The 23,604-nt window shown below is 58.5% G+C and carries 19 protein-coding genes and 2 pseudogenes; 15 read left to right on the forward strand and 6 right to left on the reverse strand.

All coding sequences use genetic code 11. From position 1 onward, the window contains the following. Positions 1-49 precede the first annotated feature (49 nt). Entirely contained in the window at positions 50-1,162 is a 1,113-nt protein-coding gene (locus HAP47_RS13090) for a trimeric intracellular cation channel family protein (protein ID WP_231168862.1), read from the forward strand. 45 nt (positions 1,163-1,207) lie between these two features. Here the strand turns inward: HAP47_RS13090 and HAP47_RS13095 are convergent, their stop codons facing one another. Further along, complete coding sequence (locus HAP47_RS13095; RefSeq protein ID WP_231168863.1) at positions 1,208-1,405, reverse strand: hypothetical protein; 198 nt, start codon at positions 1,403-1,405, stop codon at positions 1,208-1,210. A gap of 660 nt (positions 1,406-2,065) precedes the next feature. Further along, positions 2,066-2,725 carry a GDSL-type esterase/lipase family protein gene (locus HAP47_RS13100; RefSeq protein ID WP_173637891.1) on the reverse strand — a complete coding sequence of 220 codons (660 nt, stop codon included), beginning with the start codon at positions 2,723-2,725 and terminating at the stop codon, positions 2,066-2,068. A 480-nt stretch (positions 2,726-3,205) separates the two neighbouring features. Between HAP47_RS13100 and HAP47_RS13105 the strand changes: the two genes are divergently transcribed. The 5 genes from HAP47_RS13105 (at position 3,206) to HAP47_RS13130 (ending at position 10,032) form a co-directional block, all read left to right on the forward strand. Beyond that, positions 3,206-3,394, forward strand: a complete 189-nt coding sequence (locus HAP47_RS13105) for a hypothetical protein (protein ID WP_173637091.1) — start codon at positions 3,206-3,208, stop codon at positions 3,392-3,394. 961 nt (positions 3,395-4,355) lie between these two features. Next, positions 4,356-6,182: a sensor histidine kinase gene (locus HAP47_RS41555; RefSeq protein ID WP_173637890.1), complete on the forward strand. Its 1,827-nt coding sequence runs from the start codon at positions 4,356-4,358 to the stop codon at positions 6,180-6,182. Positions 6,183-7,340: 1,158 nt separating this feature from the next. After that, entirely contained in the window at positions 7,341-8,129 is a 789-nt protein-coding gene (locus tag HAP47_RS13120) for a Crp/Fnr family transcriptional regulator (RefSeq protein WP_173640521.1), read from the forward strand. Positions 8,130-8,145: 16 nt separating this feature from the next. Next, a complete protein-coding gene (locus HAP47_RS13125; RefSeq protein ID WP_173637889.1) occupies positions 8,146-8,433 on the forward strand; it encodes a hypothetical protein in 288 nt (95 codons plus the stop codon). A gap of 843 nt (positions 8,434-9,276) precedes the next feature. Continuing rightward, positions 9,277-10,032: a bestrophin-like domain gene (locus HAP47_RS13130; RefSeq protein WP_173637888.1), complete on the forward strand. Its 756-nt coding sequence runs from the start codon at positions 9,277-9,279 to the stop codon at positions 10,030-10,032. 365 nt (positions 10,033-10,397) lie between these two features. Here the strand turns inward: HAP47_RS13130 and HAP47_RS13135 are convergent, their stop codons facing one another. Next, positions 10,398-11,303 (reverse strand): LysR family transcriptional regulator, encoded by a 906-nt coding sequence (locus HAP47_RS13135; protein ID WP_173637887.1) that lies wholly within the window; start codon positions 11,301-11,303, stop codon positions 10,398-10,400. Positions 11,304-11,414: 111 nt separating this feature from the next. On the opposite strand from HAP47_RS13135, the gene HAP47_RS13140 reads away from it, so the two are divergent. Continuing rightward, on the forward strand, positions 11,415-12,311 hold the full coding sequence (locus HAP47_RS13140) for a sterol desaturase family protein (RefSeq protein WP_173637886.1): 897 nt from the start codon (positions 11,415-11,417) through the stop codon (positions 12,309-12,311). A gap of 297 nt (positions 12,312-12,608) precedes the next feature. Here HAP47_RS13140 and HAP47_RS13145 read toward each other — a convergent pair whose 3' ends face one another. Beyond that, the gene (locus HAP47_RS13145) at positions 12,609-13,412 is read right to left on the reverse strand and encodes an LssY C-terminal domain-containing protein (protein WP_173637885.1); all 804 of its coding nucleotides are present in this window, start codon (positions 13,410-13,412) and stop codon (positions 12,609-12,611) included. Between the two features lie 671 nt (positions 13,413-14,083). Here HAP47_RS13145 and HAP47_RS13150 point away from each other — a divergent pair. From HAP47_RS13150 to HAP47_RS13160, 3 genes are all read left to right on the forward strand, one after another. Beyond that, the gene (locus HAP47_RS13150) at positions 14,084-15,187 is read left to right on the forward strand and encodes an AraC family transcriptional regulator (protein ID WP_173637884.1); all 1,104 of its coding nucleotides are present in this window, start codon (positions 14,084-14,086) and stop codon (positions 15,185-15,187) included. A gap of 310 nt (positions 15,188-15,497) precedes the next feature. Beyond that, a complete protein-coding gene (locus tag HAP47_RS13155; RefSeq protein ID WP_173637883.1) occupies positions 15,498-15,776 on the forward strand; it encodes a hypothetical protein in 279 nt (92 codons plus the stop codon). A 57-nt stretch (positions 15,777-15,833) separates the two neighbouring features. Then, positions 15,834-16,496 (forward strand): AraC family transcriptional regulator, encoded by a 663-nt coding sequence (locus HAP47_RS13160; protein ID WP_173637882.1) that lies wholly within the window; start codon positions 15,834-15,836, stop codon positions 16,494-16,496. A gap of 57 nt (positions 16,497-16,553) precedes the next feature. On the opposite strand, the gene HAP47_RS13165 is transcribed toward HAP47_RS13160, so the two are convergent. Then, positions 16,554-16,850: a hypothetical protein gene (locus HAP47_RS13165; protein ID WP_173637881.1), complete on the reverse strand. Its 297-nt coding sequence runs from the start codon at positions 16,848-16,850 to the stop codon at positions 16,554-16,556. A 466-nt stretch (positions 16,851-17,316) separates the two neighbouring features. Here HAP47_RS13165 and HAP47_RS13170 point away from each other — a divergent pair, with 466 nt between their 5' ends. The 5 genes and pseudogenes from HAP47_RS13170 to HAP47_RS13190 all read left to right on the forward strand — a co-directional run. Beyond that, positions 17,317-18,273, forward strand: coding sequence for an AraC family transcriptional regulator (locus HAP47_RS13170; RefSeq protein WP_173637880.1), 957 nt, complete (start codon positions 17,317-17,319; stop codon positions 18,271-18,273). A 260-nt stretch (positions 18,274-18,533) separates the two neighbouring features. Then, positions 18,534-20,183, forward strand: coding sequence for an arylsulfatase (locus tag HAP47_RS13175; protein ID WP_173640520.1), 1,650 nt, complete (start codon positions 18,534-18,536; stop codon positions 20,181-20,183). 327 nt (positions 20,184-20,510) lie between these two features. Continuing rightward, positions 20,511-21,020: pseudogene (locus HAP47_RS13180) on the forward strand (haloacid dehalogenase-like hydrolase); the annotation flags it as partial. 119 nt (positions 21,021-21,139) lie between these two features. Further along, on the forward strand, positions 21,140-22,123 hold the full coding sequence (locus HAP47_RS13185) for a formylglycine-generating enzyme family protein (RefSeq protein WP_173637879.1): 984 nt from the start codon (positions 21,140-21,142) through the stop codon (positions 22,121-22,123). A gap of 73 nt (positions 22,124-22,196) precedes the next feature. Then, positions 22,197-22,421 (forward strand): annotated as a pseudogene (locus HAP47_RS13190) (arylsulfatase); the annotation flags it as partial. A gap of 73 nt (positions 22,422-22,494) precedes the next feature. Here the strand turns inward: HAP47_RS13190 and HAP47_RS13195 are convergent. Continuing rightward, a complete protein-coding gene (locus tag HAP47_RS13195) occupies positions 22,495-23,505 on the reverse strand; it encodes a helix-turn-helix domain-containing protein (protein ID WP_173637878.1) in 1,011 nt (336 codons plus the stop codon). Positions 23,506-23,604 lie beyond the last annotated feature (99 nt).

The raw sequence follows: 23,604 nt of genomic DNA on the forward strand, positions 1-23,604 counted from the left end.
GTATGATCACCGATCTCGTGGCGATCGTCTAGTGCCGGAAAGTGGCATCATGGAGAAGCTTCCGCTTGTGCTTGACCTGACGGGCACCTTCGTCTTCGCGCTCAGCGGGGCGTTGGCCGGGGTCAAGCGAGAACTGGACCTGTTCGGCGTACTCGTGCTGTCGTTCGCGGCGGCGAATTCGGGCGGCATCACCCGGGACCTGCTGATCGGCGTCGTCCCGCCCGGGGCGGTCGCCGACTGGCGCTATCTCGGCGTGTCGCTCTTCGCCGGCATCGTCACTTTCTACTTCTCGTCCTTGATCGTGCGGATGTCGAACTCGGTACTTCTTTTCGATGCGGCGGGTCTCGCGCTCTTCGCCGTCACCGGTGCTTCTAAAGCGCTGGCCCACGGCTTGAATCCGCTCATGGCGATAGTGCTCGGCATGGTCACAGGGATCGGCGGCGGGATGGTGCGCGATGTACTGCTCGCGGAAATTCCGACGGTACTCCGGGCTGAACTCTATGCCGTCGCGGCATTGGCGGCTGCGGCCATCGTGGTAGTCGGGCACATGCTGCAGTTGCCAGTCGCGCCGGTCACGGCGGTGGCGCTCATTTCATGTTTCTCGCTGCGCGTCATGGCGATGAAGCGCGGCTGGCGGCTTCCGGTTGCGAAGTTCGGGGATCGATACGATCCTAGTCGCGAAAAATCAACTCGAAAGGCCCCAAGAAATCCTAGCGCCGGATGCCTTCTGTGGAAGGATGGCGGACGCCCAGGTGCCATCAGTAGGTTCAGTTACAGCAGAGGAAAATTCACACGGCGAAATCCGGCATTATCTGCGCGGAAAACTGTTCGACCGCCTGGCGAAAGGATGCTTGGCCCGACTGAAATCTTCATAGAAGGCGATAGCATTGTCGAGGTATCGGGCTCGGTCGGGCGGCCCGGCGGCGCGAATGTCCTTGATCTGAGCGACCGCATTGTTTCTCCCCGCTTCATCGACACCCACGTTCATCTCTACGTCGACGGGCTGAATCTCGCTCGGCAAACGCTACAGTGCTCGCCAGCAAAAGCGCTGGCTGGACTGCATTGCGCCCTGCAATACATGCGTTATGGCTTCGCGACATGGGGACGCTGGATCCGGAATGGACCACCATCAACCTGCGCGACGCCATCGATGGCGGCATGACAGAGGTCCAAGCTTGCTCCTCCGCAGTCATCCAGATGGACGCCTTTAGCCTGCTTTCGTGCGGTTGGCCGCTTCGGCCTCCCGCGCCAGCCGTTCGACCTTAAGGCGCTCTCGATTATCGTGGAGCGCTTGTTGGGCTTTGGCGTAATCGGTCACAGCTTCCTTCGCCCCGACCGCTTTGAATACCTTGTGGGCTTCCCGTTCCGCTGCCGTGGGTGCCCGTCGGTTTCGGTCGTTCATCATTTTGCTTCCCAAATACGGTTTTCGATCCTGTCGGCTAACGGGTCACCGCTCGTGTAGCCGCCAAAAAAGATGTTGGCATTAAATTCCAAACGAATGCCTCATCTGGACCACCATGCGCTGGACTGCGTAGGTGTATTTGCCTTATGCGAACTGCTGATCGCCAATGTAAAAGACAGCAATAACGCCAATCGCCATCAGCAGTCCTTTCACCTCCAGGCTCCCTTAATGTATTAGCTCCAATGGCAAGGTGTTTATGGGCGGGGCGGCTCGGACCGCCGCGATGATTCTGGCATCCTAGTCGGAGCCTCTGTCCTTGTTGGCTCCGGTAGCCGGGCTGGTTCTAACGTTCTGTTCGAACGCGCCATCCAGGCCGCAAGACGGAAGTAGCCGCGCGGCAGCGTCAGCATGAACCATTCCTGGTCGCCCTGATCCATACGCGAAAATCATTTCTGTCGCCGGTTAAGGAACTGTTGCAGGCCTCGCTCGCACCGTGATCTTCCGGGCAGGTAGTTTGTGCCAGTTTGCCCAGGCACTTTTTGCAGATATCAGGGACGTTTCTGGGGCGATCAATTTCTTACAGGAACGAAGCGCGTCCGGTGGCACTCGTTGCAGATCCGGTGCCGTCCTAGGCGGACTTCGGAGTGATGGGCATTGTCGCCGCTATGCGCCTGCCTGTTCGAAGGCTTGCTCCAGCGCTCGGAGCGCCACTGGCCGCATCAAAGCATAACCCGCGACATTAGGATGGACACCATCAGGCATGATTGCCGCCTTTCTGGCGTCATCGAGCGTTCCGAATGCGGTTCGATAGTCGGCGAAGACATACCCCCGCATTCTTGCGGTGTCCTCAATCCAGGCATTCATGCACGAGATCCAAGGTTTGGGATCGACTTCTGGTGCCCATGAGAACTGGTCGTAATCAGCATAGTTGCCGAGGATCACACGCAGGCCATGCGCATCGGCAAGTGTCAGCATCGCCAGCACATTGTTCTGATAGTCGCGGAATGTCGTCGGGCCGGTATTGCCAGCGATGTCATTGCAGCCGCACAGAATGTGAACCACCTTGGGCCTAAGTCTGATGACGTCTGCCATGAAACGCAGCAGTATCTGAGGCGTGGTCTGCCCAGCGATGCCACGCCCGACGATCCCGTTCGAGAACAACTCGGGATCGACGTGAGGCCATGCTTGGGTCAGAGAATCTCCGATGAACACCGCGCGCAGCGGCGCCGTTATCGCAGCATTGCTGTCTCGGTATTGGCTGAGATTCGGCCAGTCGCTGCCCGCTGCTCCACTTAAATTCTCGACCATTCCGACTGAGCTCATTGCCGACCTTCCCGCCCCACGTGGAGGCAAATTCACATGGGTTATGTTCATCCCAAAGCCCCGCGAAAACAACAACGCCGCCCGCTTAAAATACACGCGGACGGCGCTGACTCTAACCCCAGGACGGTGGTGCAAAATCCTGACGAAGATAAGACTCTCGACGCGCCCAATGGTTTTGTACCCCTGAAGGAGCAGCTTCAGCTTAGGAACCGCTTCGTGCGGGCGTCCTCCAGTCCTTGCTGAACGGCACAGCGCGACCGTCAATGTCGTGCCAATTGGGAACGATGTGTACGGCACCGGCCACGCCGCAGACCGTACAGACCAAGCGCCAGCCCACCCTGGACCATGGCTGATCCTCCGCGATGCGGCCAGCGAGGAGACCGGCCGCCAAGTAGCGATCGGCGCTGACGATGCGGCTTCGGAAGCTTCGTTTGAGGACGCTATGGATCAGCTGCGGGCAATGTTCGCCGAATGATCTCAATGCTCCCCACGACTATCGAGGGCATGCGGGCGATAGTCTCAGCGGTGCTGAATTTCCAATGGGACGCCAACGACGTTGAGTTCGCCGAAGGGACCATCGAAGGTGTAGCGCTCGGCGTGCCGGTCGCCGGTCTGCTCGACAAGCCACTGCCGGATCGTCTGCCGAGTGGGCTGCCGCCCGGGGCTTAAAAGTACGCCGCCGGGCTCGAAATATAGCGTCCCGGCGGCGCCCTGTTCTTCCAGCCCTGGGCCCTGAAATCCCCAGAGCGGGTTGTCTAGCAGATGCGCAGGCGCGTGACTGTTGCTTGGTTCACACAAAGTTAACGAAAGAAGGGCCGGCACGTCGTGGCAAACGCACCAGCCCCTCCCGAAACGTAACCGTCTGTTCCCCAAAACGGGGCCGTCCACGGAGAAGCCTACGCCGAGCAGCTTGCTGATTTGCTAACAGCCCACTGGGCTCGGCCCGGAATGGGATATCGCCTTTCGGCGAGTTGGACGCTCCCCGCGCCGAGGTTGTTTTCGCCGGTTCGGGCCGGCGGACTTCTCCGTCCCGTTCAATCACCAGGAAGTCGTAGATTGTCGCCGGAAGCCGGTGCCAGGTATTTCGGTTCTTGATCGTTAATTCGGTAGCCGTCCTCGCCCTCATGACGGATCGTATCCTGAGACGACAGGCTGGAAAGCGGATAGGGCATTGGCGCTTCGGTCTATGGCGCTGATCGTGATCGTGCGACCGTTCTTGGGATTGCTCGCCTATGTCCTCCGCAACAAACCTTCACCACCGAACATTCGAGGTCTCGTGATCGCAGGAGCTCGGGATGTTAGAGGAGTTAGGTGGGTTGATGCGGCGAAGTCGGATGACCGTTCGCTTGACCAGGGTGGGGGTCGAAAGTCTACGAGCGTTTCTCGTCGACCGGTCCCCATGGTTCACACGCAAAAAGTTCGGAAATAAAAACAAAAAGCCCATTTGAACTAAAGGTGGGGAGATCGCGCGGAGTGTTGGTGAACCGCAAAAGTATCGCTGGTACAGCTCGGCCGCTGAAAAGCGGGGTACCAATCGGAAGGCGTTTAGTAGCGATCGACTTGACCTTGGGAACCAGTTTTCCTTGCGAGCGTTGGGGTATGTTTTAATCACCTAACCTGAGATCTATAATTGAGTGTTTTGACACAAGATGCTGGACCCGACGTGCACCGGCTACTCCGGCAATTGCAAGCGCGCGAAGCGGAGCTAGCCCTGATCCACCGAATCGCCGGTGTTGGCGGAGTAGAGGTCGACCTTCGAGATGGCTTCCGCAACCGAAGGTCGCCCGAATATTTGATAATCCACGGCCTCCCTCCGACGGCAGCCAACGAGACTCATGAGGACTGGGTTGCACGCATCCATCCTGAGGATCGAACTCGCGTCGAAGGCCAGTTTCTCGATTCTTTGGCGAGTGCCGCCTCGGACTACTCAGCTGAATATCGCATCATTCGGCCGAGCGACGGCCGGACACGCTGGGTCCGGGTCGCGGCTCAAATCGACCGAGATACCGATGGTCGACCGATCCGTCTGATAGGCGCGCACTTCGACGTGACGGACGCAAAACTTGCCGAACAGGCTCTCCGTGAGAGCGAGGAGCGATTTCGAACGATAGCCAACAGCGCGCCGATTCCAATGTGGGTCACCAAACTCGACGGCGATCGCTCATTCGTAAATCAGGCGTACACGGAATTCTTTGAGTTGAATTACGAGGAGGCGCTTAAACTTGATTGGCGCGCCCGGGTGCACCCGGAAGATGCCGAGCGAATCCTGAAGGCCGAACAGCTGCGAAAGCTTGTGCCAGTGAGCCGTGATCTACCCAAGAATTTGTTCGCGGTCGAGATCAGAATCCTGCGAACGAATGGAGATTGGAGATGGATCAAAGCCGTATCCCAGCCCAGGTTCGATGAGCACGGAGAGCATGTCGGCTTTATCGGTGTGGCACTCGACATCACCACGGCCAAACAGGCCGAGATTGAGCTTCGCGCGTCCGAAGAGCGTTTCCGACTCATGGTTGAGAACGCACCCGTGATGATCTGGATGAGCAATGCTGCCGGGAAATGCGTCCAGCTCAATCAGATGCTACGCGAGTTCTGGGGTGTTTCAGCGCAAGGAGTCCCAGAATTCGATTGGAGCGATACATTGCACCCGGAAGACCGCGCGAGCGTAGTCAGCAAAGTCTCCTCTGCTCTAAATACACGCAGCGACTTCGAGCTAAAGGCCCGCTACCTCGATGCGAAGGGCCGCTATCGCATGCTTGAAACTCGCGCCCATCCTCGCTTTTCGACTTCGGGCGAATTCATGGGAATGATTGGAGCAAACGTCGACGTCACCGAGCGCGACGAAGCTGAGAAGGCCCGCGAGCTGCTCGTGGAGGAGCTCAACCATCGTGTCAAAAATACGCTTTCGATTGTCCAAGCCATCGCGCACCAGACTTTCAGGAATAATGCCGATCATATCGAGGCACGGCATGCGTTTGAGGGGCGGCTTATTGCACTAGGGCACGCACACGATCTGCTCACGCACGCAAACTGGGAGAACGCGTCGCTGGCGGAGCTCGCCGAGGCAACTCTCGATGCCAAGGGGACAAACGCGAATCGGATATCGCTCGCCGGGCCGAGAGTTCTGCTGACGCCAAAACAGGCCGTTTCGATTGCGATGGCGTTGCACGAGTTGTGTACGAATGCGAGGAAATACGGAGCGCTCTCCAAGGACGAGGGCCGCGTGCAAGTTGACTGGAGAAGAACTAGCGGTGCACGGGCACAGCTCGGTATCATTTGGCAGGAAGTTGGCGGCCCGGTGGTCTCTCCGCCGGCTCGCCGCGGCTTTGGATCTACGCTGCTCGAACGCACCTTGGCTCATGATCTTGACGGAGAGGTGACCGTCAAGTTTGACCCTGCGGGGCTCCTTTGTCGAATAGCACTTCCCCTGGATGGCGCAGTCGCAGGGGTTGGCGACTAGAAGAAGGTACGGCATACGCCGATCCTCGTAGGATCACATAGCGCTGGTTCACACGCAATGAGACCGCGATGAGGCTCGAGTTCAACCGTTCTGTCTTCGAAAAGCCGTCGATTGATTGGGTGGGGGGCGGCTAATTCCTCAGGCGCGTCTCCGCTCGCGGACCGGCCCCACCCTCATTCAGGGATTGTTTCTGGTCTGGCGAGAGTTTCGGTTCGGTTACCAAAGTGTGCCACAGTGTTTTGGGGAACAAGGTAGATATTTCAAGCGCTTGGTGGAAGACCGGACGTCGACAAGCAAGGCACCTCTGGCAAGAGCGAGCAGTTATTTTCAGGAGTGGCGGTGCAAGAGCTACGCCGCGAAGCAATTGCAAGCAATAGTCGCGAAATTTAGGAGGGGAGCGGGATGCCGAAGAAAACGAATGAAGCCAGGTGATCGGGTATCCCAATCACAACCAACGTGCTTTGATGTTCATTCCAAAAGCCTCGCGACTTATTGAATCAAAGGAGTGGCTGTGTAGGCCGGCTACTTTGCCCACAAAGAGCAATTTATATCCGGCAATCCAACAGCTGAAATTGGCCGGATCTCAAGCGGCGCTGTTCCGCGAAGCGTGTCCGGCACCTTTGAGGGGGAGCGAGTTTGACCGAGATCGGTTTTTTCGAAACTCAATCTGATATTCCTGCTATCGATTGTCATGCTTCCCGTGACAAATGGACTTTACGGCGCGAATAAGCTACGGCTTCCATCTAACTGTCATTGCCGGCTTTAATGCGCTGCTATGGTTCTGGCGCTGCGAGGTCGCCGCAATCCCGAGTTGCTGGCAACAGCGATTTTTCCGGTCGTCGCACTCGTGTTCGGGACGATGATGGCCGTCGTCGCGCCGTTCGTTGCGCAATTCACATGGTGCCTGGCATTTGGCGCGCCTCTGGCGGGGTGGTTGGCGGCCCGGCGTTGTCCGCCGAGAACGAATTTCCCCCTCCTGGCCCACGGCGTCAGTTAACGCAGTGCAGCGGCATGTCCGAAGCCAAGGGTAAGAGCGGAAGTAGCTGACCGACTGCAAAGACGACGCGATTGACCAATCTCGGAAGTCGGGTGGTCAAGTTTGCTGCGCCGCGAATAACAACTTCCGGTAAGCTGGCCTCACCGGCTCCAAAAGGAGATATGTCCATCATGCTGGACCGCATCCTCGATGCAGCAACCGACAACCTCAGGTTCGCGAAGATTCTGGTCCAAATGGGCCTCGATCCGAACAACGTGACCTGGGACGCCATCTTCAACCGCCTGCTGGAGCTCTTCCTGCACAACATCACGCTTGCCAATATGTTCGCCCTGATCGGCGCGATCTTCTTCGTCGCCACGTTGCTGACACACACGATGGTACCGCTGCGGGTCGCGAACATGATCGGTTGCGCGTTCTTCGCCATCTTCGGTGCGCTCACCGGAGCCGTCACGACCTTTTTTCTGTATTTCCTGATGATTCCCATCAATGCCTACCGCCTCCGTCAAATGCTCGCTCTCGTGAAGAAGGCGCGCACCGCAACGCAGGGCGACATGTCGATGGAATGGCTCAAGCCGTTCATGACTGACCGCAAGTATCGCAAGGGCGATATCTTGATGAGGAAAGGTGACGCGGCCAACGAAATGCTGCTGACCGTCACCGGCAAATTCCGGGTCGTCGAAATCAACGTCGAACTTCCGCCGGGGCGTTTGATGGGCGAGCTTGGTTTCCTCACGCCCGACAACCGCCGGACCGCGACGATCGAATGTATCGAGGATGGTCGCGTTCTAACTATCAGCTACGAAAAGCTGCTCGAGATCTACTTCCAAAACCCGCAGTTCGGCTATTACTTCCTTATCTTGACCAGCCAGCGCCTGCTGGAAAATCTCGCGCGGGCCGAAGCCATCATCGCGCAGAACAAGATCGCGCGGCAGCCGCCTCTCGCCAACTGACAGCGGCCCCGGGCGATTGATCGCGGCCGTCGCCTGCTCGACCGCCGCCGTCCTAATTGCCACTGGCTTCACGCGCATGGCGCAAAACTTGAATTCGGGGACCTTTCCAGGCGGATCGAACGCCACATTGGCGAGCGGATTGGCAACAGTCCTGCCGCTCATCCTTCGGGAGGGCTTGAAGTCCGATCATTACACGCTGCCTGCGGCCATCGCCGATAAAAGCGAAGCCAAAATCGAGAGCGTCTTGCTGCAGTGCATGAGCCTGTTGTGGGCCCACTTTCGGAAGTGCTGCGCCGGCAAATGAAAGTCGGGTCTCGGGGGTGAAGCGGACGCCACGATCGCGCGTTCTAGCAGACATGAATAACTCCCACTCAGGGATCTTATTCTAGCCGATGGCGATCTTGTGCCCCGTTCTCAACGGCGCAGCAGCTGTTCCTTCGAGAACCATTGATACCTGAATCGCTTACGAAGAGGCCGGGAGCCGATGAATCGGGTCCCGCTGGTGCGAAGCGGTGTTTATTTTCAGAGGACGATACATAGTAATTGCAAGGACGAACGCGCAATTCGCCGCTGCAGCCAATCAGCAACCAATGGCCGTTTAGTCATGGTAGACTTCTAGACCCACTGTGCAAACTCTTCAGCGCCGACCCATGCAGAGGCGAGCATGGGAGGACCACGCAGCTGTCGGCAGTCGCTATGCGCGTCCTTGCGGCGTTCCTGCGTACGCTTCGCCGTTCCTGTCGCCATTCTGTGCAAGGCTTCGCCGTCCGTGGGCGGCGTCGCGATGATGGCGGCAGTAGAGGTGGTTTGGGCTTTAGCCGGTGAGATCGTCAGAACCGCAGCAGGAGCGACAAGTCCAAATGCAGGCGCGTCTCGAAGGAAAGCGAGCGCGCTGCGACGAGAGACCTCTTTCGGCTCCGCACCCAGCGGCTGGGTACCGGTCTAGCCACGCTTGGTGCAAGTAGACGGAATGGGCGAATGGCAGCAGGAAGCCTCATGACCATATAGGGTCAACGTGTCACGCTGTCACAGTTGCATAACGGCCAAAGGCGGTCCGATTTGCGGCTGGTCTGGTCGTCTTGCGCTCAGACGGCGTAAACGTTTCACGATGACAAACGGCCAATCAGCTCGCAGTCGAGGGCACACCATGGAAAGCTTGGCGCATTATCCTTTTTTTGTGTTCGTCCTTACTTTCATTTTCCTGTCGATTGCCACGATAGCGGGTGCCTCCTTGCACAAGCGATACCCTACTGTCACGGCAGATCATAAAGACGATTTGGGCATCATTCTTGCGGCCACACTGACACTCTTGGCGCTGATCATAGGCTTTAGCTTCGCCATGGCCACGAACCGCTACGATGAGCGCAAGAGGCTTGAAGAAGCGGAGGCCAGCGCGACCCGTACTGAAATAGCGCGAGCCGAATTGTTGCAGCCAGTAGAGGCCGAGAAAGTACGCAAGCTTCTGAGAGAATATCTTGATCAGCGCATATTGTTCTATGACATCAGGGACATTTCGCGACGGGCGCAGATAGCTCAGCGCACCAGCCAACTGGAGGGCGATCTCTGGGTACCCATCCGCGAAGCTGCGGCGGCGCAGCCAACGCCTGTGGTCGCCCTCATAGTCGCCGGCATGAATGATGTGTTGAAGGCTCAGGGCGACGCTCAGGCAGCAGAGTGGAACCGAATTCCTATCGCTGCATGGCTCTTAATGGCAGCAATCGCTTTGTGCTGCACAGTGTTGTTGGGCTATCGTGCGCGAACTTCTATGCCACTGGCTCTCGTCCTTCCCCTCGTGGTCGCAAGCTCCTTCTTTTTGATCGCCGATATCGACGCCCCACGTCACGGTCTCATTCATGTCGGTCCGGAAAACCTAAAAAGTGTAGCCCTTGGGCTTACGCAGTAGACGACGGTCCGCGCGGTATTGCATCCCATCGGTTTTGGGGTCTTTCTGAAGCGCAGCAACGTGCGGGGAGCGCGCGACGAAACCTGCGCGTATTTGTAAAAGATGCATCGCACCGAAATTTCATGAAGATCGAAAGGATACGGGCTGGCCAGATGGCCAGCCAATAAACACAGATCGGCTGGAACTTATCAGTTTGTGGTGCTTGCTCGACTCGGACTTCCATACACCGGTCGATTATTCGAAGGCGCAGCCCGCCAAGAGCGGTCTTAAATTTTCAATGAGAGCTCCAGCCTCTCGCTCCGTCCTGACATCGGTCCTGACATTGCAAAAACATCTGACCGAACCATGCGCCGGTGCTGTAAAGCCTACACGTTGATCTCGCCCGCGGCGCGCACAATCGCTGAAATGGCTACTTTAGCTGCCGGCGACGAGGTTCTCCCTCGCAAACGCACAATGCCCGTGGTCGACGTCGGCGATTGCCAGCCGTGCACGATAAGTCGGACGAGCCTCCCGGATTCCAGCTCCTCCCCTACCGCCGCGGTCGTCGCACCCAGAACGGTATCCGTGGTGAGCGCGACCGTCTTGAGCATGCCATAGTTGTCGCACTCGAGCGCAATGGTGACCTCCTGGCCCTCAGGCAGGCCCAGCAGGGCGGCTAGTTCCACCTTTGAGGGGCTCAGTAGCTTCGGCACCGCGAGACCGTATGCCCAGACTTCCTGCAGCGTGTGCTCGCGGCCGGCTAGCGGGTGGCCTGCTCGCACGTAGAGGTGGGCCGGTTGCCCCCCGATCAGCTGGATGTCCAGCGCGGCATCCCTGGGCATGTCGCGCACATCGGCGGCAAAGAACTCGATGTTCTCGGAACGCAGGCTCTCCAGCAACTGCAACCAGTTGCCGACCTCCATGCGCAGCGCCACCTGCGGATGCTCGCGGCGCAGCGCCACAAGCGCGCGTGGCATCAGGGTGGCCGTCAGCAGCGGTCCGACACCGAAGGGCGTGTCGCCGAGCTGGCTGTCGCGGTAAAGATCTACGTCGCGTTGCAGGCACCGTGCCTCGAACAACAGCTTGCGCGCTCGCTCGATGACGAATTCGCCGGCCGGGGTGGGGCGGACATCACCAACGTCGCGTTCGAACGGGCGGATACCTAGCTCGCTCTCGATGGCCTGAATGCTGCGGCTAAAAGCCGGCTGGCTCAAGTGGACGGCTTCGGCTGCGCGGGCGAAATGCAGAGTGTCGGCAAGGGCGACGACGTGGCTGAGGCGGCGCAAATCCATGGTGTTGCTCCCCATGCATTAGAATGATGTGGATTATGCATTGGACGCATCATGACCGCACTCCTAATGTCGCGCTCACAACACAAAAGATGAGAGTAGGAGACGCCCCACATGAGCTCGCAACTGCAATACCTCCTGATCGGCGCCTGCATCCTAGGCTTTGCGGCCATGGAGTTCATCACCCGGCGCTACCAGGCCGCCGTGCGCGGCAGCGCGACAGCCAACGACGCCTGGCTCGAGGTGCTGATGTTCGTCAGCCTGCTCGCCATCACCCAGCCGATCGCACTGCTGGGCAGCAACGCCTTGTGCAACTGGCTCATGCCCGCGCAGCACAACGCCTGGGCCAACCTGCCGTGGTGGGCCATGGCCGGCTTGCTGCTGATCGGCGATGACCTCACGCAGTACCTCTGGCACCGCGCCTCGCACACGCCGCTGCTGTGGCCGCTGCACCGCGCGCACCACAGCGCGGCCTACATGAGCGTGCGCATCACCTACCGCAACAACTTCTTCTACTACCTGATGATGCCGGGCCTGTGGATCGGCGGCGTGGCGGTGTACCTGGGTTTCGGCCCGGTCTACGCGGCGTACCTGGTGATCAAGTTGGCGGTCATCCTGGGCGCGCACTGCGCCTGGGCGTGGGACGCGCCGCTGTACCGGATCCGCGCGCTGCATCCGCTGATGTGGGTGCTGGAGCGCACCATCTCCACGCCAGCCACGCACTGGGCGCACCACGCTCTTACTAACGAAGATGGCATCGGCCACTACAAGGGCAACTTCGGCAATCTGCTGTTCTTCTGGGACGTGCTATTCGGCACGGCGCATATCACGCGCAAATATCCGGCAAAGATCGGCCTGCAGGACGACATTCTTTTTGGCCCGGAGCGCTGGACGACGCAGATGTTCTACCCGCTAGTCCACTCCAAGCGCGAGCATTCGGCGCTGCGCCCCGGCGGCTATGGCTTCACCGAAGCCGACCTACAGACTGAAGCTAAAGAGAAGGCTGCTTGAACGACCGCAACAGACTGCTGGTTTGCTCCCGCCCATTAGGTAGCGCAATCGAGTCGCAACAGCAGACGTTCGCGATGCCTCGGAAGGAACTCAAATGTGTAAGCATCTAGTCCGCGAGCGGCCTCTTTGCCACGCAGAGATGACCGGAATGGAAACCATCGTGTTCGCGGCTAGGCGGAGCACGGCGGTTGTGCCGGCCTTCATCCGTATCGTACAGGTCTCCATCAGAGGCAAGAGAGTCTTCGAGCGTTAGCGCCCGCGTTGCCAGGATCGCCCCCTGCCGAAGCCGCGACAGCGTCACTGGGCGAATTGCCTGCTGATTCCGTGCCAGGCTTGATCTTTGAGGGCAATCAGGGTCGGAGGCGGCAATTCAGTTGGTGGTTGGGTTCTCCTGGCACCGTTCACGACCAGGCGGGCGACGTCGATTTCTCCATCTGTGTAATAGGCGTCGCCTTCTCCATTTCGACCGAAGAGGGTCGGTCCTATTCCGGAAATCTGGAAAAACGCCTCGACCATGCCAGCCACCTTCAGATCATGCATCAGCAGGTCACGTTCAGCATCAATATCCGGTCCGATATGATGGGTGACTTGGCCCGTGTCGTGGCTTAGTCCGACACCACGATCGAAGGTGATCGACCCGAGCCAAACTGGGCGACCATCTGTACCTTTTTCAAGAACCTGCCACAGCCGGACATGGTGCCGCCGATCGGCGCTCCTACCGTCTGGCTTCTCGAAAGCAAGCTGTTCCTCTTTCCCTTGATAGTAGAGCGGACTAACGGGCGCGTCCCGGTATGGGCGGTCAAGCATGACGCTGCCGATGATTTCGATGCTCGTTCTCAACGTGATCGGATCGGCGGGAAACCATTCAGCGGCGTTCATGGCGCGAATGATGTCTTCCTTGCCGCCGACAAGCCCGACGTTTAGAGCGTCGCCGGGAATGCCGGCAGAGGTACGTGTCACCATGGGCAGATTCGTCAAATTTGGCTCATGCTCATGGTGGCGCCACATCGCGGGCAACACGAGGTAGGCCGATATGAAATAGACGACTGGCACGGCCCCGAGAGTGATCAGCCAACGACGGCGTTTTGCGGATCGTTTCATTTGAAGCCATCCCCACTATTGCTAACAAAGGCGCCTTGGCGCGACCCAAGCCAGGGACTTAGGTAAACGTTGCCTCCCAGTGCGGATGGCGCGCTACCGATCGTATGAGGCATTTTCAATCAATCGAATATGCAGAAGCGGCCGGATTGCAGAAGATTCCGGGATGGCACCCCGCTCTTTCGGGCGCTTGATGTCAATTTCATCGACGACAAATCAGCCAAGCCCGCCGAGATCAAGAATTTCATCCGCCGCCCTATTCGGTCGCCCCGCATGCAACTCCGTTGGCGATTTGTTGAAATACAGAGGTCTCGATGCCGTTTTGGACACGGCTACCCTAGGGTGGACCTGGTCGAAGTGAGAAGGATTAGAAGGCGATCTTCCCGGCCGTCAGATTCTTGATTGTGAGAGGAAGGCGCAATGCGATGAAAATCGTCAGTACCCAAGAGCCCGGTCGCCGTCTCTTTTGCTTTGCACACGCATAGGTTTTGTGTCAGGTTCCTGACCCATTAAGGAACTGTTTTTCCCTGATTGAAGACACCACTATCTATTGCAATCCAGGCCATGACGGATCAGGCCTTTCGTCCCCGGAGCGAAACGCCAACGATCTCTTATAGAATTTGGACGCCGCTCTCGCGCGGCAAACAATTTTCCAGTTCGGCAAGGAGTGTGGGATGCCCTTCACCAACTCTTTCGTCTTTTCCGATCCATTGCCGTATCAGGCAGCTCTGCGCGTCTTCGATTTGGAAGTCATTCCCACGTGCACGGGTAAGTTTCGGGCAGAGTTAACGCAAATCGATTTGGAAAAGCTGCGGATGGAGCGCGGCCATGAAAATCTGCCGCACGTCGTCGCTGGGTCCGCCAAGCCCGGTCGCAAAACGATTACGTTCCTCACCGGGGAGCAGGTGATGGTATACTGCGGTCATGAAGTCTTGCTGGGTGATATTATCATCCTGAGGACAGGTTCCCAACATCAACGAAACAGGGCGAACCACCACTGGGGATCGATGTCTCTGACGCACGACGACTTCGCGGCGGCTTACGCAGCCATAACCGGTCGCGAAAACTCGGAAGCAACTCTCAAGCTTGTTGTGCGACCGAATTCTGACCTCATGTCGCGACTGTTGATGGCGCATGAGATGGTTGGACAAATGGCGGAGATGACCCCCGATGTGCTCGCGATACCTGAGGTGTCGCGTGCTCTCGAACAACAACTGATCCAATTGATGATGAGATGCCTGGACGAAAGCGCGTCGTCAGAAGTGACGGCCGGTAGTCACCGCCATGGTCTGATCGTCGCGCGGCTCGAGGGCTTCCTGCAAGAGAATCCCAAACGGCCGCTGTATTTGATGGAGATTTGCACCGCGATAGGTGTCGCAGAGCGAACACTCCGGGCCGCCTGCCAAGAGCATCTGGGAATGGGCCCGATCCGCTATCTTTATTTGCGAAGAATGCACCTGGTGCGCCGTGCGCTCTTGGGCGCGGATCCCTCGACCGTTACCGTCACGCGGATTGCGACCGACCACGGCTTCTGGGAGCTTGGCCGATTCTCAGTTTCTTATCGCAACGTGTTTGGCGAGTGTCCCTCGGAAACGTTGCGTCAGGGTGCGAAAGACAGGCCCGGAGTGTTGAAGCGGCCTTCGCAGCTGGCTGCGCGTCCACCACCGCTAGGCCCTTCGAGGGCGGCTTTATCTGCCCCGAGTCGCCATTTTCGCACAATCGAAATCGCTCGGCCCAGCCCAACTCATGCGCAGACTAATCATAAAGCGTCGGCTTAACTGACAAACTGAGCTGGGCGAATGGACCAGGCCAATCTGATCGGAAGCTGTTCGGGGTTTGAGCGATCAACTGAGCGTTGTCTTACAGTAACGTGGTCGTTGTGGCGTTGCGCGGCACATTGGTGTTGCCTGCATTGTGAGCAGCCGCATGCCTGGTGGGAGCTTTGCCGAAATATGATCGTCAGGAGCACCGTGTAAAAATACCAAGCATGGCGAGCATGCCTATCTTGGTCGTCGAAGAAGTGAAAGCACATCTATCAACGCATGCGTTGCACCAAGCATCAGGCGAAGCGGACGAGAATCGGGGGGAATGAAAATGCCTTCGAGCCAGATTTTCGCGTTTAGAGATCCGTTTCTCTATCAGGCGGCTATTCGAGCTGCGGATTGGGAGATATTCCCGACGACCAAAGGAGAATTTCGCGCGGAGTTGACGCAGATCAATTTGAACAAACTCTGGATGCAGCGTCTCCACGAAACACTACCGCAAGTCCAGGTCGGCACTGTCAGACCGGGACGCAAAGTGATTGGCTTCCTCACCGACGTAGAGATATTCAACATCGCGGCGCGAACATTTCGCCTTGTGAGATAGTTACTAACTCCGATGTGATGCATATAAAAAAGCGCGGGCAACAGCCGCTGTGGCGGAATGTCTCTGACTGATGATGATTTTGATGCAGCGTGCCAAGCGCTCATGGGCGGCAAGTATGAACCTTCTCCGTACAAGCACGTCGTTCGGCCCAACCCTTACTTGATGACGCGATTGCGGACGTTGCATGAGATCATCGGGCAAATGGCCAAGGCGACACCCGACATTCTAGAGCTGACCGAAGTGGCTCGTTCCCTGGAGCAGCAGCTAATCCACTTGATGGTCAGGTGCCTAACAGAGGGCGAGCAGGCCGAGATAAGCGGCGGCGGTCGTCGTCACAATATAATTGTTTTGCGGTTAGAAGAGCTTTTGGAAGCAAACCACGACCGACCGCTGTACCTGACAGAAATCTGCGCGGCTCTGAATACAGCGGAGCGGACGCTCCGTGTCGCCTGCGTGGAGCATCTGGGAATGGGGCCGATCCGTTATCTCTCCCTGCGACGAATGCATCTGGTACGCCGCGCACTATTGCGCGCAGATCCCGTGATGACGACCGTCACGCGGGTAGCTACCGATCACGGCTTCTGGGAGCTGGGCCGATTTTCAGTTTCTTATCGAAACTTGTTTGGGGAGTCTCCCTCGGAAACGTTGCGCAGGCCGGTGCAAGACAAGCCCGAACGGCTCGGGCGCCCATCGTCGCTCGCTGGCGTTACCTACCAGTAGACGCTTGATGGGAGCGCCGCGATGGATTGAGCTGCCGTTTTCGCATAGTCGATATTGCTAGGTCCGGCTTGGATGGTGCTGCACAGCACGGGCTCCAAACCCCGTTGTCAGCGTTCCATCGATGGTCGCGGCCGACCAACCGAATAGTCCGATGACACCGACCGCAAGTTGGCCGCCGAGAACCGGGGTACCGAAAGTATAGGTCGGGTTAAGCAGCACGAGATCCGCTTGCGCGTTCAAACTGGCATTGAAGCTGACATTGACGGTCGGCGAAAATCCGCGGATCTGGATCTCTCTTGCCGCGGCGACCGCACCGGAAGCCGCCACACTGGTGTGATAGTAGACCGTTCCCATGGCCCAGCCCGGCGCCGCCTGCGGGACTGCGGGGAGACTGCTGACCTAGCCGGGCAGCCAGAACGAAATGCCGCTTTCGTCCGCAAGTGAAGCTTCGGGAAAAAGAATGAGCACCGCGCCGATTGCGCTGGGCAGCGAGAGCCAAAGGTGCCTTGCACTTCGCCGATCGCGCTGCATCCGCGTGGCCTCATAGTACTCTCGTGCAAAGACTATCCTAAGTTTTGGGAGAGGCTATGCGAAACGGCGAAAACCGTAACTCTTCCGCTCGTAATGCGTTCTAGCAACACTTCCGAGCACTGCTGACCAGCTACATCCTAAAACGGCGCCCAGGGCGGAAACAGAACGCCGTCCCGGAAAGCGCCCTCAGCTTCCGAAGTTGCATAGCCGGATCACCTCTGATCTTCCATCCTGCACGTTCGGCCATTGCGGTTTGCGATGACGGCACGCATCGAATGAGACGGCCTGGATGGCGGAGCACGGCACAGCCACGTTTGCCAGTCCCGAAGACTACAGCGCCGCAATTGGAGCTGCGAGGCTCAGCCTCTTCGTCACCGCCGGGGGAGATTTCAACGGGCGACTGACGTGGTTGAATGTGGGCGGCCTGCACGTGGTTCGCGGGCGGGAGAATATCCCGCGCATCGGCTTTCTTGTGCTGCCGCCGGCCCAGGCGATCATCTCGTTCCCCGCGAGCGGAGAATCGTCCTTTGCGTATTGCGGGGTTGGCTTGAATTTCGGCGATTTCGTATTCCATAGCCTCGGCGAGCGCGCCCATCAGCGGACCGATGCGGAAGGCGTTTGGGGGCTTATATCCCTTCCACCAGAGCAGCTCGCGGCTTGCAGCAGGGCACTGACCGGGCAAAGCATCAGGCCGCCGTCACAAGGCCAGGTCACGCGGCCCGCGCACGATGCCGCAAAAGGCTTGCTAGGGCTATTTTCAAAGGTGTGTCGGCTCGCTGAAAACAAACGTGCGCTAATCGCCAATCCGGAGGTTGCGCGAGCCCTCGAGCAAGAGTTGCTTCACGCGCTTGTCAATTGCCTGACAACCGGCTCTGCCGCCGAAAGCCCAAGACGGAGACGACGTCACAGCGATGTCATGATCCGCTTCGAGGAAGCCTTGGCAGCTCGAAGCGAGCCGCATTTGAATGTGTCGCAGCTCTGCGCGGCAATCGGCGTGCCGGAACGAACCCTGCGACAGTGCTGCGCCGAGTTTCTGGGCATGAGCCCGACCCGATACTACTTGTTGCGCCGCCTAAACATGGCGCGTGCGGCATTGCGGCGCGCCGATCCGAAGACGACAAGTGTGGCGGCGATCGCGCGCGACCATCAATTCGTTGAGCTCGGACGCTTCGCCGTGGCTTACCGGGCCGTGTTCGGCGAAATGCCGTCGTCAACGCTGCGCCGCGCTCGATCAAAAGCGGAATGATCTAAAAGGTTCTGCCGAAGTCGCATAGCGCGCCCTACAGGTACCTAGGAAGATCGATATCGACAGGCAGCGGACGGCCACGGCGATAGCCGTTGGCAAAAATGATCTGTTGCCTGCAACCAAGCGCCGGAATCCGAAGGATCTTTCCTAAACACGCATCGCGATTCGCAATCGGAGGAGCTGTAGTCATGAACATCAGTAAAAGCTTAAGAAGCAAGCTGGTTTCAAGTGTTGCCTTGGCGGCAATAAGCCTGCCCGCAATGAACCTGACGGCATCCGCCCAGGCGCCGGCTGGCAAGCCGAACATTCTCTTCATCATGGGCGACGACATCGGCATCATGCAGCCGAGCATCTATCATCGAGGGCTGATGGTTGGCGAGACGCCTAACATTGACCGCATCGGAAACGACGGCGCGCTCTTCATGACATATTATGCCGAGCAGAGCTGCACCGCTGGGCGCAATGCCTTCTTCACCGGCATGCATCCGCTTCGCACGGGCATGATTCCCCCGCAACTGCCCGGCAGCCCGTCCTGGCTGCGGCCTGGCACCCCCGCCGTCGCCAAGTTCTTGCTCGACCTCGGTTACAACACCGGTGAGTTTGGCAAGAATCACCTTGGCGACAATCCCGAGGCGCTACCAACTGCGCATGGTTTCCAGGAGTTCTGGGGGTATCTGTACCACCTCGACGCGATGCAGGGAGTGAGCTTCCCCGACATCAATAAGAGCCCGACCGTGCAAGGGATCGCGCCGCCGTGCAAAGCAACGCCGGTCCCGGGTCTGGCCGAGGTGCCCGGCGCTGTCGACCCGCGGACAACGACCTGCCTGACGCCGCCGCGGCCGGTGCTTGCCTGCAAATCATCGGACGGCTCGCAAGCGAACCAGACCTGCAAGGACGAAGGTCCCTTGACGCTCGACCGATCACGAACTGTGGACGAAGAAATCTCGGCGAAGGTCATCGACTATCTTGATCGCAACGATCCCAAGAAGACCAACAAGCCGTTCTTCGTTTGGTATAACCCTGCCCGCATGCACATTACGACCGTGTTGCCCCCCAAATACGAGGCGATGATCGGCGAGCCCGGCGGCAAGGACTGGGGCCTCAACGAGGCCGGCATGAAGCAGATGGACGACAATATCGGCTACGTCCTCAAGAAGCTCGAGGATATGGGTCAGCTCGACAACACCATCATCGTCTTCACGACAGATAACGGCGCAGAGAACATCACCTTTCCCGATGGTGGCACCACGCCCTTCAAGGGCGGCAAGCTGACCACCTGGGAAGGTGGCATGCGCGCTCCACTAGTCGTTCGCTGGCCGGGTCACATCAAGCCGGGCACGGTCAAGAACGAGATGATGTCAGCGCTCGACTGGCTGCCGACGCTGGTCGACATCGCCGGCGGGCCGAAGGGCGACGCTTTGAAGAAGCAGATCGAGGCCGGAAGCTATCCCGGCATCGTCAAGACCACGCTCGACGGCGTCGATCAGCGCGCCTATCTCGAAGGCACGGACAAGTCGGCGCGCGAAGTCTTCTTCTACTACACCGGCGCGCAGCCATCGGCGGTACGCTACAAGAACTGGAAGATGTACTACACGATGGTGCCGGACACCGGCACCGGCGGGTTGTTCGGAGCGCAGAGCTTCCATTGGACGCAGGTCGCCAACATCAAGCGTGACCCATTCGAGCAGACAGTCGGCTCCGATGCCAAATCGCTGCTGGGCTATGCCGGTTCGATCGGCTCGCCGAGCACAGCCTATCTCTACGACTGGAATATCCTGCCCCTCGGCCAACTGCTCTGGGAAAAGGAGCTCTTCTCGTACAAGGACTTCCCTCCGATGCAGGCGCCGGAGACCTATAACCTCGACGGCATCCTCGCGGAAATGAAGAAGGCCGGCCACCAGAGCGAATGACTTCGACGTCCGAACAAGGTGGTCGGCTCCAACGAGCCGGCCACTTCACTGCCAGACATAGCGGTTGTACTAGTCACCTCTCGTCACGGGCCTTCCGCGGACCTCATTAAGCCGAAGGCTTTCCGCAAAGGCCAGGTTCATTCTCGGTCGAGGCAAGCCCTAGAGAAGCTGAGGCTGCTCCCGTCAAGCAACTAGGCGGTATGTGCCAGAGCAAATGGAGACGATCATGAAGCCAGTCATGAGATCTCCTCACTTTAATCGCCGCATCATTCTCTCTTCGCTGTCGGTGCTTCCTTGCTTTCAGCCTCACTTCACTCCAGCGCGGTGATGGCACGAGCGCAGCGCGTTGCGCTGCCTTCCTGGAATGACGGCACCGCCAAGGCGTCTATCGTCGACCTCGTCGAGCGCGTTACGGAGCACGGCGGGCCGTATTTCCTGCCACCCGATCAGCGTATAGAAACCTTCGACAATGACGGCACGCTTTGGGTCGAGCAACCAATGTATGTGCAGCTCGCCTTTGTGCTCGGCCGCGTGAAAATCGTGGCTCCGATGCATCCGGAATGAAAAGACAAGCAGCCGTTCGCGGCGGTGCTGGATGGCGACCTGAAGGCGGTGGCGGCTTCCGGCGAAAAGGGCCTGGCCGAACTGGTCGCGGTCACTCACGCCGACATGACAACGGTGGAGTTTGAGACGATCGTCACTGACTGACTTGCGAACGCGCGCGATCACCGCTTCAGACGACTTTACACCGAGTTGGTGTACCATCCCATGCTGAAGTTGCGTGCCTACCTGCGGACGAACGGCTTCAAGACCTTCATCGTGTCAGGCGGCGGCATCGGTGAAGCTTTGTTGCCGCAGCCGGCGGCCCCCTTGCAGGATGGTAGTTTTGCCGAAACTGCATAGTGCGAGAGGCCGCGATGCCGCAATCTGATGGTCGCTGTGGGTCGGGATTTGTAATGAGTTTCACCAGTACGAAAAATGCCCGAGGGCAAGCGGTCGAGCGCTCCGCAGAAGAGGGAATGGTTTATATTCCGGGCGGGGCTTTTCGCATGGGATCGGATGGGCACTATCCGGAGGAGGCGCCGGCGCACCGGGTTGTCGTGGACGGGTTCTGGATAGACCGAACGCCCGTCACCAATCTTGAATTCCGGGAGTTCATCAACGCCACCGGGTTGACCTTCGCCGAGCTGACACCCGATGCAAAGGACTATCCCAACGCATTGCCGCACATGCTGAAGGCCGGCTCCCTCGTCTTCACACCGCCCAAGCAAGCTGTCGACCTGCGCTATTGGGGCGAATGGTGGACGTTTAGATTCGGGGCCAGTTGGCGCCGTCCCTATGGACCGCACAGTAACCTCCGCGGACTCGACGATCATCCGGTCGTGCACGTCGCCTATCGTGACGTGGAAGCCTATGCAAAGTGGGCCGGGAAGGAATTGCCGACCGAAGCCGAATGGGAATTCGCCGCACGCGGGGGCTTGGATGACGCCGAGTTTGCCTGGGGAGACGAACTGATGCCCGGCGGCAAGCATATGGCGAACACCTGGCAGGGCAACTTCCCCCACGAGAATTTGGCGTCCGACGGGTTCGAGCGGACTTCGCCGGTCACAGCGTTCCCGGCCAACGGTTACGGTGTGCACGACATGATCGGCAACGCTTGGGAGTGGACCACCGATTGGTACTCGTCGAAGCACGAGGCGGATGCGCCGAAGGCGTGTTGCATTCCGGAAAACCCGCGCGGTGGTCCGGAGACGGCAAGCTACGACCCACGGGATCCGAAGATCAGGATTCCACGCAAGGTGCTCAAGGGCGGCTCGCATCTTTGCGCTCCTAACTACTGCCGCCGTTATCGTCCGGCCGCCCGCCATGCCGAGCCGATCGATACGTCCGCCAGCCATGTCGGTTTCCGTTGCATCGTCAGGAAGAGGAGTACGTCATGAGCAGCGACAAGATTCCAGAAAATTCCGAGCCCAGCGCTCGCCATCCAGCACAGGTTTGAAACGCCGCGATCTGTTGCTCAGCGGTAGCTCTCTCGTCGCAGCTTCGGCGTTTTCGGCTGCCGGACTGACAAGTCCCGCAGAAGCGCAACAACCGACCGCGGCGCCTGCGTCGACCGGCCAGCGGCCCAACATCGTTGTCATCATGGGTGACGACATCGGCATGTGGAATATCGGCGCCTATCACCGAGGTCTGATGGCCGGCCGGACCCCGAACCTCGATAAGCTCGCCGCTATGGGGCCGACCCTTTGATCGAACAAGTTATGAAGGCGAGTCTAATTTGAATACACTACCCGGCAGCAGGTAGGCGATGTCATGATCGTAAGCAATGTACTTGGCGCCATCGAAGGGGTGTTAGGCCGGAAAGACGTTTGAAGACCACTGTGAAGTGTGCTTGGGAACTGAATCCAACCGTCAAGGCCAGCTCAACAATAGGCATATCTGTTGTCGCCAGCATGGTCTGCGCTCTCGCGATACGGCGGCGTAGCAGATATTCATGAGGGCGAACGCCAGTGGCTGCGCGAAACTGCGCTGCGAAATGCATACAGCTTAGGCCGGTAGCTCCCGCAACATCAGCAAGCGCCACCGGAGATTCGAGATGCGCCTCAATGAATTCGACGGCGCGTCTCAGTCGCCATTTGGAAAGTGCACTGGTCCTTCGAGTTTTTGAAGGCGAGGTCTCGCCGTAGAGGCCGAGAAGGTGCGTAATGATTGCTAGGCTTAGAAAGTCAGCAAACAGGCTGCCGTGCGAACCTTCAATATCGGCAATCGATGTTAGTGTCGTTCCGAGTTTCTGCAGCAGCGCGTCCCGAGCGGGCAGAGGATCTCGGAGAGCAACTCCATCCCGCGGCCATCTGCCGTGAGACCACTCGAAGCACTCCATTAGAAGCACGTTCGGAATGTGAAAGTGGAGGGTATCATAAGGTTGCGAGTAGATGGCACGCGCCGGAAGTCCTGGCGGCGTAATCTGGATCATGCCAGGAACTATCTTTTGACAGGGAAACAGTTTTGGTCCGAGCTGTAGCGAGAGCTGGGAAGGCTGAAGAACGATTGCAAGGATGTGATACTCGCCGGAAATTTCAAATGAATGTTCGTGTCGATTCGTCCCTTGCCAACGTGAGATGACCAATCTCGGGTTTCGCAGATTCATGTCTTCGGAGATGTCGGGCAGCCGCCATTTCTTCTCCTTGTGTATGATGGCGCGACTTGGCCGAGGCCTCTCAAGCGAAATCAGGATCCGGGATTGCCCCTGCGTGGTTTTCCAAATGGCTCGCGGCGCACGCCGTTCGTTGCCAGATAGCTCAAGGGTGTTGCTGTCTGTCAAAACTGCTATCCAGGTTCGCTGATTGATCCGGCAGGGATAGCAGAAGTTCGGATGACGCCGCTTCAGTCGAATGACTGACCAGATGACTCGTCTTGCTCC

This window comes from Bradyrhizobium sp. 41S5, assembly GCF_011516665.3.
Lineage (GTDB): Bacteria > Pseudomonadota > Alphaproteobacteria > Rhizobiales > Xanthobacteraceae > Bradyrhizobium > Bradyrhizobium quebecense.

Excerpts from the sequence above, each read along its gene's own strand:
- HAP47_RS13160 (WP_173637882.1), top strand. The coding sequence starts at position 15,834 with ATGTCTCTGACTGATGATGATTTTGATGCAGCGTGCCAAGCGCTCATG.
- HAP47_RS13185 (WP_173637879.1), top strand. The coding sequence starts at position 21,140 with ATGAGTTTCACCAGTACGAAAAATGCCCGAGGGCAAGCGGTCGAGCGC.
- HAP47_RS13100 (WP_173637891.1), bottom strand. The coding sequence starts at position 2,725 with ATGAGCTCAGTCGGAATGGTCGAGAATTTAAGTGGAGCAGCGGGCAGC.
- HAP47_RS13175 (WP_173640520.1), top strand. The coding sequence starts at position 18,534 with ATGAACCTGACGGCATCCGCCCAGGCGCCGGCTGGCAAGCCGAACATT.
- HAP47_RS13140 (WP_173637886.1), top strand. The coding sequence starts at position 11,415 with ATGAGCTCGCAACTGCAATACCTCCTGATCGGCGCCTGCATCCTAGGC.
- HAP47_RS13155 (WP_173637883.1), top strand. The coding sequence starts at position 15,498 with ATGAAAATGCCTTCGAGCCAGATTTTCGCGTTTAGAGATCCGTTTCTC.
- HAP47_RS13105 (WP_173637091.1), top strand. The coding sequence starts at position 3,206 with ATGCTCCCCACGACTATCGAGGGCATGCGGGCGATAGTCTCAGCGGTG.
- HAP47_RS13095 (WP_231168863.1), bottom strand. The coding sequence starts at position 1,405 with ATGATGAACGACCGAAACCGACGGGCACCCACGGCAGCGGAACGGGAA.
- HAP47_RS13145 (WP_173637885.1), bottom strand. The coding sequence starts at position 13,412 with ATGAAACGATCCGCAAAACGCCGTCGTTGGCTGATCACTCTCGGGGCC.
- HAP47_RS13090 (WP_231168862.1), top strand. The coding sequence starts at position 50 with ATGGAGAAGCTTCCGCTTGTGCTTGACCTGACGGGCACCTTCGTCTTC.
- HAP47_RS13120 (WP_173640521.1), top strand. The coding sequence starts at position 7,341 with ATGTCCATCATGCTGGACCGCATCCTCGATGCAGCAACCGACAACCTC.
- HAP47_RS13150 (WP_173637884.1), top strand. The coding sequence starts at position 14,084 with ATGCCCTTCACCAACTCTTTCGTCTTTTCCGATCCATTGCCGTATCAG.
- HAP47_RS13130 (WP_173637888.1), top strand. The coding sequence starts at position 9,277 with ATGGAAAGCTTGGCGCATTATCCTTTTTTTGTGTTCGTCCTTACTTTC.
- HAP47_RS13170 (WP_173637880.1), top strand. The coding sequence starts at position 17,317 with ATGGCGGAGCACGGCACAGCCACGTTTGCCAGTCCCGAAGACTACAGC.
- HAP47_RS13165 (WP_173637881.1), bottom strand. The coding sequence starts at position 16,850 with ATGGGAACGGTCTACTATCACACCAGTGTGGCGGCTTCCGGTGCGGTC.
- HAP47_RS13135 (WP_173637887.1), bottom strand. The coding sequence starts at position 11,303 with ATGGATTTGCGCCGCCTCAGCCACGTCGTCGCCCTTGCCGACACTCTG.